The organism is Pseudomonas sp. Pseusp49 (assembly GCF_059491875.1).
The window spans coordinates 5821012-5839357 of the sequence record NZ_CP168514.1; the positions used below are offsets into that span (position 1 = coordinate 5821012).

Sequence of the window (18346 nt, forward strand, 5' to 3'; positions counted from 1 at the left end):
ACTTGTGGATAACTAAAGTGCGCTGATTCTACCGCCGTTCGCACAAGATCGCGCGCTGTTGATCGATAGACTTCACGGACAGAAAAAACAACAGCCCGTCCCGAGAGTGAATCGCATTGCCCCCGATGCAGTACAATCGCTGCTTTTAATCGCCAACCAGCCGGCCATTCCGATGATCGAACCCAAGCGCGTCTTGCGCGCCCTCGCTGAACACTGGGCACTACTGGAGCCACTGTGCGAGCACTTCGACCAAGGCACACTGAGCCTCAACGAACTGCGCACGCAACTGGCCGCCCAGCAACTCGACAGCACGCCGCAGGACATTACCAGCCTGCTCGACGTGTGGATTCGCCTCGACATCCTGGTTCCCGTGGCCAAAAGCCCGAACCGTTTCGAGCTCAATGCGCAGATTCACGACTTCCTCGCCTATCTGCGCCGTGAACACCGCCTGGGCCTGTGCCTGGAGATCGAGGCCTACCTGCGCCACCTTGAGCGTCTGGCCGGCTATATCCAGGACGCGTTCGACATCCGCGACGGTAATGACCTGGCCCGCCAGTTGCGCCTGCTCGACATGCGCGTGCGTGACGTGCTGAAAAAACTCGATAACGACGAACAGGCACTGGTGGCCGTCGCCGAACGGGCGAAAACCAGCGACCGACAGATTCCGCTGCGCCAGCGTTACGCGGAAGTACTGGCGACCTGGGACGAATACGTCGAGCCGATGATTGATCTGGTGAACGCCGACGGCGCCTTCGAACAGGGCGTGCGCAAGGTCGAAACCGTGCTGCTGAAGATGCTCAGTGAACAGCAACGCCTCGGCCACCTGGTCGACGACGACATGCTGCTGCGCACCCACGCGCGCATCCTCGAAATGCAGACCAGCGCCCAGCTGACCCTGCGTCATGCCCGCGAGCTGCTCTTGCCGTTACGTGAAGAGGCCCGCCGGCACAACGCCGTGACTCGTGGCGCCGCGCTGGCCCTGGCCGCCATCCGGCGCAAGGGCATCGACGCCGTACCACAAGCGGCGATGCCGCTGTTCACACGGCCGCAAAGCACGTTCCTCGGCAGCGCCAGTCAGGTTGAAGCCTACGTCTACGCGCTGGCGCGTTTCGAACCGAAACCGGCGCGTTTCCCCAAGGCGCACAAGACCCACAAGGGCGGCGATGCACCACGCGCGCCTCGTACGGTTCGGGAAATGCTCGAGCGCTGCGAAGACGCCCTGCCGATGCCGGACCTGATGACCTGGCTGCTGGAGCAGGAACCGGACGGCGCCACCGACGAATTGCTGTACTGGTTCTCGCGCCTGTCGCGGGAAAAACGCTTCAAGCGCGAGCGTCTGGATCGTCGCGAATACCATACTCACGAGCACCAGGTCAGCCTGCGCTCCTTCGCCCTGCTCTCGGTCAGCGATGACGCCGCCGAGAATTCTGCGAGCACTCCTTATGCATCTTGATCTATCCGAACTGTCCCATCTGGCGCCGATCTTTCGCGAGCTGTTCAAGGGTTACCACGTCAGCCGCCGCGATCCGGAGCTGTACGCACAGTTGTCGAACTTTCAGGACCAATACCGCACGCTGTTCAAGGCACTGGGTTTTGAACTGGTCTGCGACACCCGCGGCTTCTACTACTTCGTGCCGGACCTCGCGGCAGCGGCGGTGAACAAGACCGCCCAGCGCCTGGCGCTGTTCACCTTCATCCTCGTCGAGCACCTGGCCGACCAGGGCCGCGACCCGATCTCCGTGCTCGACGGTGGCAGCCTAGGCCGCGATGAGCTGCCGTCGCTGCTGGAAAAGTACCGCGACCTGTTCATCCAGGCCGAAGTGCAGACCCAGGACGAGCTGGAAGAAAAGATCATGCGCCGCATGACCCAGCTCGGTTTCGCCAGTGAAGAAAACGGCGTCTACCGTTTCCTGCCGCCGATGCACCGTTTCCTCGATGTGTGCCTGTCGGTACAGCAGGACCGCGATCTGGCCGCCAGCCTGCACAGCGTCCTGCCGTTGCCGGTGCCGGTGCTGATCGACGAAGACAGCGACGAAAAACTGCTGCAGACCGACGACCCGCTCGACTTGAGCGAGTTCGAAAGTGAAAGCGAAGAAGACGCCCTGGCCCGGGCCATTGCCGAAGAACAGGAGCTCGACGCATGAGCAAGGAACGTTACGGCATCCGCCGCTTTGCCCTTTTGAACACCGCCGGCTACAGCCTAGGCCTGTTCCCGCTGGAAGAGCCGCTGTCGGTCTACGGCGCGAACAACCTCGGTAAATCCGCCTCGATCAACGCCTTGCAGTTCCCGATCCTGGCGCGCATGTCGGACATGAGCTTCGGCAAGTACAGCCTGGAACAATCCCGGCGCTTTTACTTTGCCTCGGACACCAGCTACATCCTGGTCGAAGTCAACCTGCCCCACGGTCCGCATGTGATCGGCGTGGTCGGTCGCGGCCCCGGTGGCGGTTTCGGTCACCAGTTCTTTGCCTACGCGGGCAAGCTGGACCTGGCCCACTACCAGAAAAACGACACCTGCCTGCGTCAGAAAGAGCTGTTCACCAACCTTGAGCGCGAAGGCCTGAAAGCCTACGAACTCAAGCCGGACGAACTGCGCCGCTTGCTGGTCGGTGGTCACACCTCGATCCCGCTGGACCTGACGCTGATCCCGCTGCGCTCCACCAGCGAGCAGAGCCTGAAGACCTTCCGCGCACTGTTCATCAACCTGCTGCACATGCGCGAAATCACTGCGGCCAAACTCAAGCAACTGTTCCTCGATGCCTTCGAACACAGCCTGCGTTCCGGCAGCGTCGATTACATTGCCGCGTGCGAAGAAGCCTTCCGTGATGTACGACGCATGGAGCAGGACTACAACTCGCTGGTCGCCGCCGGCCCATTGGTCGAAGCGCTGGCCAACGGCGTGAAGCAACGCGACATTCTGCGCGGCAAGCTGCACCGCATCTCGCCTCTGCTCGATTCACTGCTGGGCACCTGGTCGGACTACGCCAGTGCGCGCAAGGAAGAGCTGACCATTCAGGCCGAGCACTACCGCAACGAGCAGGACGCCCTGCAAAACGACCAGCGCGGTGGCACTCAGGAACTGATGCGCCTGGAGCGGGAAATCACCGGCATCCAGCGCTGGCTCGGCGAATTGTCGGTGCTCAAGCATCGCTTTGCCCTGGTCGATGACGTCAAGGTGCTGGAGCAGCAACTGCTGGCCGCCAAGGACGCCCACGATGAACTGGCCGGCGCCTTGGCGCAGTCTCGTCAGTTCAGCGCCGAAGACCTCGATGAGCGTTTGCGCGACCTGGAAAAACGCCTGAAGTCGGTCAAGCAGCAGCTCGATCACGCCGACAACAACAGCTACGCCCGACTGCGCGAAGAGTTCTCGCAGCAAGACGTCGAGCGCCTGATGCGCCTGTTCAACAGCGCGCTGTTCAGCCTGCCGCTGGGCGAACATGGCATCACCCTCGACGAAAACGGCGACTGGGTGAAATCCGTGGAGCTGATCCTCGACGGCTTCAAAGGTGAACGCTTCGAAGTGCCGGGCCTGTCCATCGACATCTCGCACATCGAACCACCGGCCTTGCAGGCCCTGGCTGACCGTGCGGCCCTGCGCGACCAGAAAGAACGCCTGGAAAAAGAACTCAAGCAACTGAAAACCCAGCAAGCCGTGGCTGCCGACCGTGCCGCGAGCAAGACCCAGACCGAAGTGCTGTACCAGCAAGTGCTGGATGCGCAGAAAGCCCTGGAAGATTTCCGTCGCGCGCAAACCCTGAGCGCCGAGGAAGGCGACAAGCTGGAACAGATGGCTCAGATGGAAGCCGCACAGGACGAATTGAAGCGTTCCAGCGATGCCTTTACCGAGCGCGTCCAGCAACTGTCGGCCAAGCTGCAATTGGTCGGCCGGCAAATCGGCGACATGGAAGCCAAGCAACGCACCCTCGACGACGCCCTGCGCCGCCGTCAGTTGCTGCCGGCGGACCTGCCGTTCGGCACGCCGTTCATGGACCCGATCGACGACTCCATGGACAACCTGCTGCCACTGCTCAACGACTACCAGGACAGCTGGCAAGGCCTGCTGCGCGCCGACGGCCAGATCGAGGCGCTGTACGCTCAGGTGCGCCTCAAGGGCGTGGCCAAGTTCGACAGCGAAGACGATATGGAACGTCGCCTGCAACTGTTGATCAACGCCTATGCGCACCGCACCGACGAAGCCCTGACCCTGGGCAAGGCTCGCCGTGCCGCCGTGACGGACATCGCCCGGACCCTGCGCAACATCCGCAGCGACTACGACAGCCTCGAACACCAGTTGGCTCTGTTCAACCGCGAAATCAACAAACGCCAGGTCTCCAACCTGCAAAGCTTCCGCATCGTGCTCGCGCCGAACAAGGAAGCGCTCAAGCACATCGACCAGATCATCCACAGCGCCGGTCAGTATGAGGAAGGCGAAACCCTGTCGGTCTTCGACCTCAGCCAAAGTGCCGAGCAGGACAACAAGAACGAAGAGGCCAAGGAATACCTGGCGCGACTGGTGGCGGCGAACCACAACCAGCTCGGCCTCAAGGATTTGTTCGAGTTGGCGTTCGAGATCACCAAGGTCAACGGCCAACCGGTGATCCACACCGACATCGACGGCGCCGCGTCCAACGGCACCACCATGACCATCAAGGCGCTGACCAACATGTACTTGTTGCTGCACTTGATGGACCGTGACCAGGCCGGTCGTGTACGCCTGCCGTACTACCTCGATGAAGCGGCGGACATCGATGAGAAGAACCAGGCCGCGTTGCTGGAAACCAGCCTGCAACTGGGCTTCGTGCCGATCCTGGCGAGCGTGAAGCCGCAGGTCTGCGCCAGTGTCGCCATCGACCTGGAAGGCGGCAGCGGCCCGGCCGGCATCTACATCGACGAGGCGGACTGGAAGTACATCCGTCGTCACGATCAGGTGAAGGCGACGGTCAACGAACAAGCGGATGAACCGGAGCTGGATGCGGTCTGAGGCTTGAATCGAAGGCAATAAAAAAGGCCGCGGTCCAATGGATCGCGGCCTTTTTCATAGGTGTGTCAATTAGCTTTGCAGTGAACTTCAGGGCCTCTTCGCGGGCAAGCCCGCTCCCACATTTGATTGCATTTCTTCAGGAACAACCCAGTCCCCTGTGGGAGCGGGCTTGCCCGCGAAGGCGTCATCACTGGCGCCCAATCAAATCCCTGTTATTTACCAAGGCTAATCTTCGGCGCCCAAGTCAGCCATTCCTCTTCGAACTTGTCGAACAACGCAAACGTCTGCTCCGGTCGCGCCGGGCTGCCCATGCGCTCGCCGTCCGGCGTGGCGAAGGCAACACCGCCCTGAATCATCGTCTCCAGGGATTCAGTGCGCACCGTTGCCCCCCTGAACAGTCCGACATCGAAGTCGAAACCGCTGGTGTTCCAGAACCGCGTGCCGCTACGCACCAGTGGCGCGTACTTCGGCTCGATCAGGATATGGATCAGCACACGATCAGCGGTCTGCCCCAGTTCATAACCCGTTACCTTGCCCACCGTGATTTCGCGATACGTCACCGGCACACCGGCCTTCAGCGAACCGCGACGAGCGGCGCTCAACACCAGACTCAAACCGTCTTCACGCTTTACAGCTTCAGGCGGGCTGGCCAGGGCCATGAAGCTTTTCTGCGGCCCCAGATTCTTGGCAGCCGGCAGCACTTCGATGTATTGCCCGGTCACCAGGGTTTCAAGGTTTGATGTCTTGATCAGCCCCAGTTCAGGCTTGACCACCCAGAACTGACTGCCGACCCGGGCGATGCGCTCCGGCACTTCGGTAATCCGCGCGGTCAGCAGCACCGATTGCAGGTCGTCACTCAGGTCAACGTCCTCGATCTTGCCGACATCCAGGCCCTTGAAGCGAATCGGCGTGCCCGTACGCAATCCATCGGCGCGATCGACCTTGATGGTAATCACCTCGCCCTTTTGCGTGGCGTCGTCATGGCTGGCGAACAAGCGGAAACGTGGAATGCGCTTTTGTAGCGGCGCCTTGGCTTCCGGGGTTTCAAACGCGATACCGCCGGCCATCAGGCTTTGCAGCGATTCACTCTTGACTTGAATGCCACCGGTCAGGCCACCCGAGAGCGTGATACCGCTGGCATTCCAGAAGCGTGTCGAGGCGTTGACCAGATCCTCGTATTCCTTCTCGATATGCACGCCGATAATCAATTGCTTTTTTTTGCGCGAGAACTGATAGCTCTGTACCGAACCGACCTTGACCTGCTTGTAGAGAACCGGGCTGCCGACTTCCAGCGAGCCAAGGTTTTCGGTGAACAACACCAGGTGCAGGCCCGGCGCACGCAGATCCAGGGGTGGCGCCTTGGGCCGCGCGACGAATTCGCGTTGCGGCGCGGCCCCCTTGTCGCCAGGACGCACAGCGATGTAGTTACCTTTGACCAGCGCCTCGAGACCGGTAATCCCGGCGAGAGAAATCGACGGTTTGACCACCCAGAACTGCGTACCGTCGACCAGGTAATCTTCGGCCAACGGGTCCATCGTCAACTCGGCGGTGGCTCCAGACAGGTCAGGATCGACCTTCAGCGCCTTGAGATTGCCGACCTGAATGCCTTTGTACATCACCGGCGTACGACCGGCCTGCAAGCCTTCGAAGTCGCTGAGCTTGACCTTGATCCGGATACCGGCCGCCGCCGCATCGAAGTCTTCATAGAGTCTGAACGGCAGGCTTGGGTCGGTAGGCGGGCTTTCCTTACGGTTTTCGGGTGTAGCGAACGCAATACCACCGGCGACAATGCTGGCCAGGGATTCACTGCGAATCTTCACCCCCGACAGATTGGCGTCGATGCTGATGCCGCTGGCATTCCAGAAACGGGTGTGTTTGCGCACCAGTTTGGCATAGGTCGGCTCGATGAAGACCTTGAGCTCGACGGTGCTCTGGTCCTCGGACAACACATAGCTTTTGATCTGGCCCACTTTGATCTGTTTGTAAAACACCGGACTGCCACGGTTCAGCGAGCCCAGGCGGTCAGCCTTGATGGTCAGGTGCAGACCGGGCTGGGCATCGGATAGCGGCGGTTCCTGGGCCAGGGCCTTGAACTTGCGAACCGGTTCACCCTCGCCCGGACTGATCGCAACGTAGTTGCCCGAAACCAGCGTCTCAAGACCGGTAATACCAGCCAACGTCACGCTCGGCTTGACCAGCCAGAAACGCGTGCTGGTGCGCAGGTATTGCTCCACGTCCTTGTTCATTTCGATGCTGGCGATTACGCCTTTGGAACTGCCTTCGTCATCGAGCTTGAGGCTTTTTACCTTGCCGACCGGCATGCCTTTATAGACAACTTCGGTCTTGTTGGCCTGAATGCCTTCGCCGCTTTCAAAGCGTACCTGAATCTCGATACCGGTCTCGTTATAGGCACGCCAGCCGAGCCAGCCGCCGATGATCAGGGCGATCAGGGGCAACACCCAAATGGCAGACCAGTTCGAAGCCGGTCGGGTTTTCGCTACAGGCAAATCAGTCATGGTCGTCGTCCGACTCCGTGTTGTCCCAAATCAGTCGGGGATCAAAAGTTACTGCGGCAAGCATCGTCAGGATCACCACCGAGGCGAAGGCGATGGCGCCAAGATTGGCTTCGATGCTGGCAAGCCGCCCAAAATTCACGACCGCCACGAGGATGGCAATCACAAAGATATCGAGCATCGACCAGCGGCCGATGAATTCAATGAAACGGTACATCCAGATACGCTGGCGAGCCGAAAGGGGCTGACGGCGCTGCACGGAAAACAGCAGCAGAGCAATGCCCACCAGCTTGAACGTGGGCACCACGATACTGGCGATAAACACCACGGCCGCAATGGGGAACATGCCGTAGTGCACCAACTCGACCACACCCGCCATGATCGTGCTGGGCGATCCTTTGCCGAGGGAGTTCACGGTCATGATCGGCAACAAATTGGCCGGTATGTAAAGAATGGCGGCGGTAATCAGCAATGCCCAGGTGCGCACCAGGCTATTCGGGCTGCGTGCATGCACCAACGCTCCGCAGCGTGTACAGACCTGCTCGTCGGTATCAGCTTCCTGCCTGTTCAATTCATGACATTCCTTGCAAATCAGAATGCCTGCATCAATCGCCCGCATGGGCATCCTCTCCTGATAACGCTTGCCAGATCTGGTGAGGCGACATTACGACCTCCAACCAGACTTGAATCAGCAATAAACCAATGAAGCACGCTAGGCCGAGGCCGACGGTGATGGCTGCCATATCTGCCAGTTTGACGATCGCCACCAGCACGCCCATGAAGTAAACCTCGAGCATCCCCCATTCGCGAATATGGTGATAAATGCGATAGAGCAACAAACCGTAGCTGCGCCCGACATCAAAACGAATACTCAACAATACGGCCAGTTGGCACAGCAGCTTGAGCAGCGGGATCCCCATGCTGCACAGGAATACAATCACTGAAACGCTTTGCATGCCCGTATCAAAAAGGGCGACAACGCCGCTCCAGACAGTGTCTTGCGAAGACTGCCCGAGTAGATTGAGCTGCATGATGGGTAAAAAGTTCGCCGGAATAAACAACAACAAGGCGGCTATGACCAGGGCGAGACTGCGCTGTACGACGTTGTACCGATTGGCATAAAGCTCGTAGCCACAGCGCGGGCACAGGGCCTTTTCGCCATGGGCGAGCTCTGGTTTGCGCATGAGCAAGTCGCACTCATGGCAGGCAACCAGATCTTCCAGTGGTAATTCTGACAGCTCGTTGGCGTCAACCGAATCCGGCATAAGCGCTCTGACTCTGAAAAAGTTGGACCTATTCTAGTGTCCTGGGACAAAAATAACTGCGCCAATTTGTGCTCGATTGAGCGTGCTTTTTCTAAGCCAAAAAACAAAACCCCAACTGCTTTCGCAATTGGGGTTTCGGAATTTAATCTTGACGATGACCTACTCTCACATGGGGAAACCCCACACTACCATCGGCGATGCATCGTTTCACTTCTGAGTTCGGGATGGGATCAGGTGGTTCCAACGCTCTATGGTCGTCAAGAAATTCGGGTACTGAGTCGTGGCCAGTCGGCCTCGCTTCAGCAAATTGGGTATGTGACAGCTGGTGTTTTGTGAGTCTCTCGAACTTTCGGTTCGTTTCGTCTTCACACACCGCAATCTGATGCTCTTTCGAGTAGTCAAATTGCTTGGGTGTTATATGGTCAAGCCTCACGGGCAATTAGTATTGGTTAGCTCAACGCCTCACAGCGCTTACACACCCAACCTATCAACGTCGTAGTCTTCGACGGCCCTTCAGGGAACTCAAGGTTCCAGTGAGATCTCATCTTGAGGCAAGTTTCCCGCTTAGATGCTTTCAGCGGTTATCTTTTCCGAACATAGCTACCCGGCAATGCCACTGGCGTGACAACCGGAACACCAGAGGTTCGTCCACTCCGGTCCTCTCGTACTAGGAGCAGCCCCTCTCAAATCTCAAACGTCCACGGCAGATAGGGACCGAACTGTCTCACGACGTTCTAAACCCAGCTCGCGTACCACTTTAAATGGCGAACAGCCATACCCTTGGGACCGGCTTCAGCCCCAGGATGTGATGAGCCGACATCGAGGTGCCAAACACCGCCGTCGATATGAACTCTTGGGCGGTATCAGCCTGTTATCCCCGGAGTACCTTTTATCCGTTGAGCGATGGCCCTTCCATACAGAACCACCGGATCACTAAGACCTACTTTCGTACCTGCTCGACGTGTCTGTCTCGCAGTCAAGCGCGCTTTTGCCTTTATACTCTACGACCGATTTCCGACCGGTCTGAGCGCACCTTCGTACTCCTCCGTTACTCTTTAGGAGGAGACCGCCCCAGTCAAACTACCCACCATACACTGTCCTCGATCCGGATAACGGACCTGAGTTAGAACCTCAAAGTTGCCAGGGTGGTATTTCAAGGATGGCTCCACGCGAACTGGCGTCCACGCTTCAAAGCCTCCCACCTATCCTACACAAGCAAATTCAAAGTCCAGTGCAAAGCTATAGTAAAGGTTCACGGGGTCTTTCCGTCTAGCCGCGGATACACTGCATCTTCACAGCGATTTCAATTTCACTGAGTCTCGGGTGGAGACAGCGCCGCCATCGTTACGCCATTCGTGCAGGTCGGAACTTACCCGACAAGGAATTTCGCTACCTTAGGACCGTTATAGTTACGGCCGCCGTTTACCGGGGCTTCGATCAAGAGCTTCGCGTTAGCTAACCCCATCAATTAACCTTCCGGCACCGGGCAGGCGTCACACCCTATACGTCCACTTTCGTGTTTGCAGAGTGCTGTGTTTTTAATAAACAGTCGCAGCGGCCTGGTATCTTCGACCGGCGTGGGCTTACGGAGCAAGTCCTTCACCCTCACCGGCGCACCTTCTCCCGAAGTTACGGTGCCATTTTGCCTAGTTCCTTCACCCGAGTTCTCTCAAGCGCCTTGGTATTCTCTACCCAACCACCTGTGTCGGTTTGGGGTACGGTTCCTGGTTATCTGAAGCTTAGAAGCTTTTCTTGGAAGCATGGCATCAACCACTTCGTCACCCAAAGGGTAACTCGTCATCAGCTCTCGGCCTTAGAATCCCGGATTTACCTAAGATTCCAGCCTACCACCTTAAACTTGGACAACCAACGCCAAGCTGGCCTAGCCTTCTCCGTCCCTCCATCGCAATAACCAGAAGTACAGGAATATTAACCTGTTTTCCATCGACTACGCTTTTCAGCCTCGCCTTAGGGACCGACTAACCCTGCGTCGATTAACGTTGCGCAGGAAACCTTGGTCTTTCGGCGTGGGTGTTTTTCACACCCATTGTCGTTACTCATGTCAGCATTCGCACTTCTGATACCTCCAGCAAGCTTCTCAACTCACCTTCACAGGCTTACAGAACGCTCCTCTACCGCATCACCCGAAGGTGATACCCGTAGCTTCGGTGTATGGTTTGAGCCCCGTTACATCTTCCGCGCAGGCCGACTCGACTAGTGAGCTATTACGCTTTCTTTAAAGGGTGGCTGCTTCTAAGCCAACCTCCTAGCTGTCTAAGCCTTCCCACATCGTTTCCCACTTAACCATAACTTTGGGACCTTAGCTGACGGTCTGGGTTGTTTCCCTTTTCACGACGGACGTTAGCACCCGCCGTGTGTCTCCCATGCTCGGCACTTGTAGGTATTCGGAGTTTGCATCGGTTTGGTAAGTCGGGATGACCCCCTAGCCGAAACAGTGCTCTACCCCCTACAGTGATACATGAGGCGCTACCTAAATAGCTTTCGAGGAGAACCAGCTATCTCCGAGCTTGATTAGCCTTTCACTCCGATCCACAGGTCATCCGCTAACTTTTCAACGGTAGTCGGTTCGGTCCTCCAGTCAGTGTTACCTAACCTTCAACCTGCCCATGGATAGATCGCCCGGTTTCGGGTCTATTCCCAGCGACTAGACGCCCTATTAAGACTCGCTTTCGCTACGCCTCCCCTATTCGGTTAAGCTCGCCACTGAAAATAAGTCGCTGACCCATTATACAAAAGGTACGCAGTCACCCAACAAAGTGGGCTCCCACTGCTTGTACGCATACGGTTTCAGGATCTATTTCACTCCCTCTCCGGGGTTCTTTTCGCCTTTCCCTCACGGTACTAGTTCACTATCGGTCAGTCAGTAGTATTTAGCCTTGGAGGATGGTCCCCCCATATTCAGACAAAGTTTCTCGTGCTCCGTCCTACTCGATTTCATGACTAAGAGATTTTCGCGTACAGGGCTATCACCCACTATGGCCGCACTTTCCAGAGCGTTCCGCTAATCTCAAAGCCACTTAAGGGCTAGTCCCCGTTCGCTCGCCACTACTAAGGGAATCTCGGTTGATTTCTTTTCCTCAGGGTACTTAGATGTTTCAGTTCCCCTGGTTCGCCTCTTGCACCTATGTATTCAGTACAAGATAACCATCTTATGATGGCTGGGTTCCCCCATTCAGACATCTCCGGATCAAAGTCTGTTTGCCGACTCCCCGAAGCTTTTCGCAGGCTACCACGTCTTTCATCGCCTCTGACTGCCAAGGCATCCACCGTATGCGCTTCTTCACTTGACCATATAACCCCAAGCAATCTGGTTATACTATGAAGACGACATTCGCCGAAAATTCGCGATTAAACTCACAAATTTTACCTTAGCCTGAATAAACACCAGTGAAAGTGCTATCCAGTCTATCTTTCTATCACATACCCAAATTTTTAAAGAACGATCTAATCAAAAGACTAGAAATCAATATTCATTGCAGAATATTCATTTCTAAACTCTCAAACTTTCGAAGCAGTTAATGGTGGAGCCAAACGGGATCGAACCGTTGACCTCCTGCGTGCAAGGCAGGCGCTCTCCCAGCTGAGCTATGGCCCCATACAAAATTGGTGGGTCTGGGCAGATTCGAACTGCCGACCTCACCCTTATCAGGGGTGCGCTCTAACCAACTGAGCTACAGACCCAATTTCGAGCGCGTAACTGTTAGCGTTGAGCTATCAGCTTGGAGCTTAAAGCTGCTTCTATCGTCTTCTTCAATGAATCAAGCAATTCGTGTGGGAACTTATGGAGCAGCTGAGTCGTCGATTAAGGAGGTGATCCAGCCGCAGGTTCCCCTACGGCTACCTTGTTACGACTTCACCCCAGTCATGAATCACACCGTGGTAACCGTCCTCCCGAAGGTTAGACTAGCTACTTCTGGTGCAACCCACTCCCATGGTGTGACGGGCGGTGTGTACAAGGCCCGGGAACGTATTCACCGCGACATTCTGATTCGCGATTACTAGCGATTCCGACTTCACGCAGTCGAGTTGCAGACTGCGATCCGGACTACGATCGGTTTTGTGGGATTAGCTCCACCTCGCGGCTTGGCAACCCTCTGTACCGACCATTGTAGCACGTGTGTAGCCCAGGCCGTAAGGGCCATGATGACTTGACGTCATCCCCACCTTCCTCCGGTTTGTCACCGGCAGTCTCCTTAGAGTGCCCACCATAACGTGCTGGTAACTAAGGACAAGGGTTGCGCTCGTTACGGGACTTAACCCAACATCTCACGACACGAGCTGACGACAGCCATGCAGCACCTGTCTCAATGTTCCCGAAGGCACCAATCCATCTCTGGAAAGTTCATTGGATGTCAAGGCCTGGTAAGGTTCTTCGCGTTGCTTCGAATTAAACCACATGCTCCACCGCTTGTGCGGGCCCCCGTCAATTCATTTGAGTTTTAACCTTGCGGCCGTACTCCCCAGGCGGTCAACTTAATGCGTTAGCTGCGCCACTAAGAGCTCAAGGCTCCCAACGGCTAGTTGACATCGTTTACGGCGTGGACTACCAGGGTATCTAATCCTGTTTGCTCCCCACGCTTTCGCACCTCAGTGTCAGTATCAGTCCAGGTGGTCGCCTTCGCCACTGGTGTTCCTTCCTATATCTACGCATTTCACCGCTACACAGGAAATTCCACCACCCTCTACCATACTCTAGCTCGTCAGTTTTGAATGCAGTTCCCAGGTTGAGCCCGGGGCTTTCACATCCAACTTAACGAACCACCTACGCGCGCTTTACGCCCAGTAATTCCGATTAACGCTTGCACCCTCTGTATTACCGCGGCTGCTGGCACAGAGTTAGCCGGTGCTTATTCTGTCGGTAACGTCAAAATTGCAGAGTATTAATCTACAACCCTTCCTCCCAACTTAAAGTGCTTTACAATCCGAAGACCTTCTTCACACACGCGGCATGGCTGGATCAGGCTTTCGCCCATTGTCCAATATTCCCCACTGCTGCCTCCCGTAGGAGTCTGGACCGTGTCTCAGTTCCAGTGTGACTGATCATCCTCTCAGACCAGTTACGGATCGTCGCCTTGGTGAGCCATTACCTCACCAACTAGCTAATCCGACCTAGGCTCATCTGATAGCGCAAGGCCCGAAGGTCCCCTGCTTTCTCCCGTAGGACGTATGCGGTATTAGCGTTCCTTTCGAAACGTTGTCCCCCACTACCAGGCAGATTCCTAGGCATTACTCACCCGTCCGCCGCTGAATTCAGGAGCAAGCTCCTGTCATCCGCTCGACTTGCATGTGTTAGGCCTGCCGCCAGCGTTCAATCTGAGCCATGATCAAACTCTTCAGTTCAAACATCTTTGGGTTTTGAGAAAACCCTAAACTTGGCTCAGCAATCGTTGGTTACATCTTTGATTTCTCGCGGAGTAACTTGTGATGCTGATAATCTGTTGACTAGCAGTCTGACTCCACAAGCACCCACACGAATTGCTTGATTCAGTTGTTAAAGAGCGGTTGGTTAAGATCTTTCATCTCAACCGAGGCGCGCATTCTACAGCAGCCTCATTTGCTGTCAAGTGATTTTTTTCAGAAGTTTTCAAGGAATCCTTAACAACTTCAACCACTTGCGCTTTCGATCTCTCGTCAGCGGGAGGCGAATTCTACAGCGTTACCCGCTGCTGTCAACACCTCTTTTTCAACTTCCTTTCGACTTCGATGAACTGAAGCAACTTGCTGCCGAAAACTGCGTAACTCTTTGTTTATCAAGGAGTTTTCCGTTTCAACTGCGCCGGAAGTGGGGCGAATTATAGACATCTGAAATCTGCCGTCAACACCTTTTTACGCCTATTTGGCAGAAGAGGCCTTTTTAGCCGTTAAACGCGGGATTCGACGAGCTACGGGCGGTAGCCGCAATACTAATAACAACGCACCTATAGAAGCATAGATCGCCCACTCCTTGAGGTCGGCACGCACAATCCAGAGCATATGCAGCAATCCAAGCCCGAGAATGACATAAGCCAGGCGATGCAACTTCTTCCAACTCGCCCGCAATCGCCGCTGACTGTATCGATTGGACGTCACCGCCAATGCCAGCAAACCAAGAAAGCCCAGCGCCCCGACAATAATGTAAGGCCGCTTGCGCAACTCGACACCCAGCTGCGACCAGTCAAAACCAAGAATGAATGCGGCATAGCTACTGAGGTGGAGCACTACATAGGTAAAACACCACAACCCCAACTGGCGCCGCACAACAATCCACCCCGACCAACCGGTGAGCTTGTGCAAAGGCGTCATACCCAAAGTCACGAGCAGCAGAACAAGCGCCCCCAACCCCAATCGATCGACCAGCACCTTGCCCGGATCCGGCCCGAGGACATCCTCCCAGGCCTGATACAACCACAGCAGCGGCCACACCAGTACCACGACAAAGACACCGATACGCCACAACGGATAGCGCATCAGTAGTTCTTCCTCAGGTCGAGCCCCGTATATAGAGAGGCAACTTCCTCTGAATAGCCGTTGAACATTTGCGTATCGCGCACATTGGGCTTGAACAAACCGCTCGGCAGGCGGCGTTCACGAGCCTGAGTCCAGCGAGGATGATCAACCGTGGGATTCACGTTCGCATAAAAGCCATACTCATCCGGAGCAATACTTTGCCAGGTGGTTTTCGGCTGCTCGCTGACCAGACTGATGCGCACAATGGACTTGATGCTCTTGAAGCCATATTTCCAGGGCACCACCAAACGCAACGGCGCGCCGTTTTGATTAGGCAACTCACGCCCGTACATGCCTACCGCAAGAATCGCCAACGGGTTCATCGCCTCATCCAGACGCAGCCCTTCTATATAGGGCCAGTCGATCAAGGCAAAACCGGAGCGTTGCCCCGGCATGCTTTTGGAATCCTGCAGGGTTTCGAAGCGGATGAATCTGGCTTTCGAGTTCGGCTCTACTTCCTTGAGTAACGCCGAGAGGGGAAAGCCGATCCAGGGAATGACCATCGACCAGGCTTCCACGCAACGCAGTCGGTAGATTCGCTCCTCAAGCCGGTACGGTTTCATGAAGTCCTCCAGCGCATACCGCCCTGGCTTGCCCACCTCCCCGTCCACGACCACCGACCACGGCTCAGTCTTCAGCGCGCCGGCATTGGCGGCCGGATCCCCCTTGTCGGTGCCGAACTCGTAGAAGTTGTTGTAGTGGGTCGCATCCTTGAACGGCGTGATCGCCTCATCCTTGACGTTGACCGCACCCCACTGGGTAGCAGGAAGTTTTTCGCTGAACCAGGAAGGCGCCTTGCCGGGTTCGACATCCGGGTAACGCGCAGCATCGCCAGCGCTGGCCCATTGCGGCAGGCTGCCCAAAGCGAAGCCGGCAACCGTGGCACCGAGCACTTTGCGTCGAGACAGATAGAGGGATTCAGGCGTGACGTCCGACTCATGGCAGTCGGACGTTCTGGTGACTTTGATCAGCATGGTTACTCCGCAGCTCTGGAGGACAGATGCACCCATAGACTGCGGAGTATGAGGGAAATTACGCGCTCTTGTTACGGCGAAGACGTAACAGGTATTGAACCGGGCCGGAGGCTGCATAGGCGAGAAACACCAGCAACAGGATACGCGGCGGATCACTGAACACCACCGCAAACACCAGTACCACAGCGAGAATCGCCACGAACGGCACGCGCCCTTTCAAGTCCAGCTCCTTGAAGCTGTTGTACTTGATGTTGCTGACCATCAGCATGCCGGCCGCCGCCACCATCAGCGCAACCAGGAAGGACATCTTCGAGCCCTGAATGCCGTAATCGCTGAATGCCCAGACGATGCCTGCAACAACACCCGCCGCCGCCGGGCTGGCCAGCCCGATAAAGTAGCGCTTGTCCGCCGTACCGACCTGAGTGTTGAAACGTGCGAGACGCAGCGCCGCACCCGCGACATAAATGAAGGCGACCATCCAGCCAACCTTGCCCATGTCACCCAGCGCCCAACCAAAGGCCAGCAATGCCGGTGCGACACCAAAGGCAACCATGTCCGACAGCGAGTCGTACTCGGCACCAAAGGCGCTCTGGGTATTGGTCATACGGGCCACGCGGCCATCAAGGCCATCGAGCACCATCGCAACGAAGATCGCGATGGCCGCAAACGCGAAATACTTGCTCGCATTGGCCGAGTCACCCGCACTCAGGGCCGCCTGGGCGCTCATCGAGTTGATGATGGAGTAAAACCCTGCGAACAGGTTCGCAGTGGTAAACAGGTTCGGCAGAAGATAGATACCACGATGCCGGACTTTACGACCTTCAGCGTCATGGCCCTCCTCGACATGTTCATCGATGGGCAGCAGGCTTTCGGCGTCAGAAGCCTGGTTTGGCTCTTCGGGGCGTTCGCTCATGGACATTACCTTGCAACGGGGTGGAAAGTTTGGACAGGTGTCTGGGACGACGGTTCGGCCGCAAACGATGCAGCTTTATACCAGAACCGCTCTCCCAAACGAAAAAACGCGGCCTAAGCCGCGTTTTTCGTACAAGGGCGTGACTTAGTTTTTGGCTTTGTCGACGATCTTGTTGGCACCGATCCACGGCATCATGGAGCGCAGTTGCTCGCCGATGATTTCGATACCGTGAGCGGCGTTGTTACGACGCTTGGCGGTCATCGAAGGATAGCCGGTAGCGCCTTCGCTGATGAACATCTTGGCGTATTCGCCGTCCTGAATACGTTTCAGGGCGTTGCGCATGGCCTGACGGGACTCGGCGTTGATGACTTCCGGGCCGGTCACGTACTCGCCGTATTCGGCGTTGTTGGAGATCGAGTAGTTCATGTTGGCGATACCGCCTTCGTACATGAGGTCAACGATCAGCTTCAGTTCGTGCAGGCACTCGAAGTAGGCCATTTCCGGCGCGTAGCCAGCTTCAACCAGGGTTTCGAAACCGGCTTTTACCAGCTCAACGGTACCGCCACACAGAACGGCTTGCTCGCCGAACAGGTCGGTTTCGGTCTCGTCCTTGAAAGTGGTTTCGATGATGCCGGTACGACCGCCGCCAACGCCGGCAGCGTAGGACAGTGCAACGTTCTTGGCGTTGCCCGAGGCGTCCTGGTAGATAGCGATCAGGTCAGGGATACCGCCGCCTTTCACGAATTCGGAACGTACGGTGTGGCCTGGAGCCTTCGGCGCGATCATGATCACGTCGAGGTCAGCGCGCGGCACAACCTGGTTGTAGTGGATCGCGAAACCGTGGGAGAAGGCCAGGGTGGCGCCTTTCTTGATGTTCGGCTCGATTTCGTTCTTGTACAGGGAGGACTGGAACTCGTCCGGGGTCAGGATCATGACCAGGTCGGCCGCTGCAACAGCGGAAGCAACGTCGGTCACTTTCAGGCCGTGGGCTTCTGCCTTGGCAACGGTAGCCGAACCTTTACGCAGGCCAACAGTCACGTCAACACCGGAATCTTTCAGGTTGCACGCCTGAGCGTGGCCCTGGGAACCGTAACCGATGATGGCAACTTTCTTGCCCTGGATGATCGACAGGTCGCAGTCTTTATCGTAGAAAACTTTCATGAATTTCCCCTATATCAGGCCGTTCAGGCCGT

The 18346-nt window shown here is 56.6% G+C and carries 10 protein-coding genes, 2 tRNA genes and 3 rRNA genes; 3 read left to right on the forward strand and 12 right to left on the reverse strand.

Going from position 1 to position 18346, the window contains the following annotated elements; all coding sequences use genetic code 11:
- The first annotated feature begins 172 nt into the window (after positions 1–172).
- From mksB to mksF, 3 genes are read left to right on the forward strand one after another with little or no spacing between them, the layout of a single operon-like run.
- Positions 173–1453, forward strand: a complete 1281-nt coding sequence (mksB, locus tag ACEN83_RS25890; protein ID WP_495578783.1) for an Mks condensin complex protein MksB — start codon at positions 173–175, stop codon at positions 1451–1453.
- Positions 1443–2144, forward strand: coding sequence for an Mks condensin complex protein MksE (mksE, locus tag ACEN83_RS25895; protein WP_007978043.1), 702 nt, complete (start codon positions 1443–1445; stop codon positions 2142–2144). Before mksB ends, mksE begins: the two co-directional genes overlap by 11 nt.
- Complete coding sequence (gene mksF / locus ACEN83_RS25900) at positions 2141–4981, forward strand: Mks condensin complex protein MksF (protein ID WP_102701500.1); 2841 nt, start codon at positions 2141–2143, stop codon at positions 4979–4981. Before mksE ends, mksF begins: the two co-directional genes overlap by 4 nt.
- Before the next feature lie 212 nt (positions 4982–5193).
- Here the strand turns inward: mksF and ACEN83_RS25905 are convergent, their stop codons facing one another.
- The 12 genes from ACEN83_RS25905 to ilvC form a co-directional block, all read right to left on the reverse strand.
- On the reverse strand, positions 5194–7497 hold the full coding sequence (locus ACEN83_RS25905; protein WP_495578784.1) for a PqiB family protein: 2304 nt from the start codon (positions 7495–7497) through the stop codon (positions 5194–5196).
- On the reverse strand, positions 7490–8113 hold the full coding sequence (locus tag ACEN83_RS25910) for a paraquat-inducible protein A (protein ID WP_007978040.1): 624 nt from the start codon (positions 8111–8113) through the stop codon (positions 7490–7492). Before ACEN83_RS25910 ends, ACEN83_RS25905 begins: the two co-directional genes overlap by 8 nt.
- The gene (locus ACEN83_RS25915) at positions 8100–8759 is read right to left on the reverse strand and encodes a paraquat-inducible protein A (RefSeq protein ID WP_495578785.1); all 660 of its coding nucleotides are present in this window, start codon (positions 8757–8759) and stop codon (positions 8100–8102) included. Before ACEN83_RS25915 ends, ACEN83_RS25910 begins: the two co-directional genes overlap by 14 nt.
- 146 nt (positions 8760–8905) lie before the next feature.
- Positions 8906–9021: ribosomal RNA gene (gene rrf, locus ACEN83_RS25920) — 5S ribosomal RNA — on the reverse strand.
- Positions 9022–9177: 156 nt separating this feature from the next.
- A 23S ribosomal RNA gene (locus ACEN83_RS25925) occupies positions 9178–12070 on the reverse strand.
- Positions 12071–12299: 229 nt separating this feature from the next.
- Positions 12300–12375: transfer RNA gene (locus ACEN83_RS25930), tRNA-Ala, on the reverse strand.
- 9 nt (positions 12376–12384) lie between these two features.
- Positions 12385–12461 (reverse strand) — tRNA-Ile (locus tag ACEN83_RS25935).
- Between the two features lie 122 nt (positions 12462–12583).
- Positions 12584–14120 (reverse strand): 16S ribosomal RNA (locus ACEN83_RS25940).
- The 16S, 23S and 5S rRNA genes sit together here with 2 tRNA genes alongside, the layout of an rRNA operon.
- A 492-nt stretch (positions 14121–14612) precedes the next feature.
- On the reverse strand, positions 14613–15227 hold the full coding sequence (gene msrQ, locus ACEN83_RS25945; RefSeq protein ID WP_495578786.1) for a protein-methionine-sulfoxide reductase heme-binding subunit MsrQ: 615 nt from the start codon (positions 15225–15227) through the stop codon (positions 14613–14615).
- A complete protein-coding gene (gene msrP, locus ACEN83_RS25950; protein WP_495578787.1) occupies positions 15227–16240 on the reverse strand; it encodes a protein-methionine-sulfoxide reductase catalytic subunit MsrP in 1014 nt (337 codons plus the stop codon). The genes msrQ and msrP overlap by 1 nt, the downstream gene beginning before the upstream one ends.
- Before the next feature lie 58 nt (positions 16241–16298).
- Complete coding sequence (gene pssA, locus ACEN83_RS25955; RefSeq protein WP_007971084.1) at positions 16299–17153, reverse strand: CDP-diacylglycerol--serine O-phosphatidyltransferase; 855 nt, start codon at positions 17151–17153, stop codon at positions 16299–16301.
- Positions 17154–17297: 144 nt separating this feature from the next.
- Positions 17298–18314 carry a ketol-acid reductoisomerase gene (gene ilvC / locus ACEN83_RS25960; RefSeq protein WP_003228216.1) on the reverse strand — a complete coding sequence of 339 codons (1017 nt, stop codon included), beginning with the start codon at positions 18312–18314 and terminating at the stop codon, positions 17298–17300.
- Between the last annotated feature and the right edge of the window lie 32 nt (positions 18315–18346).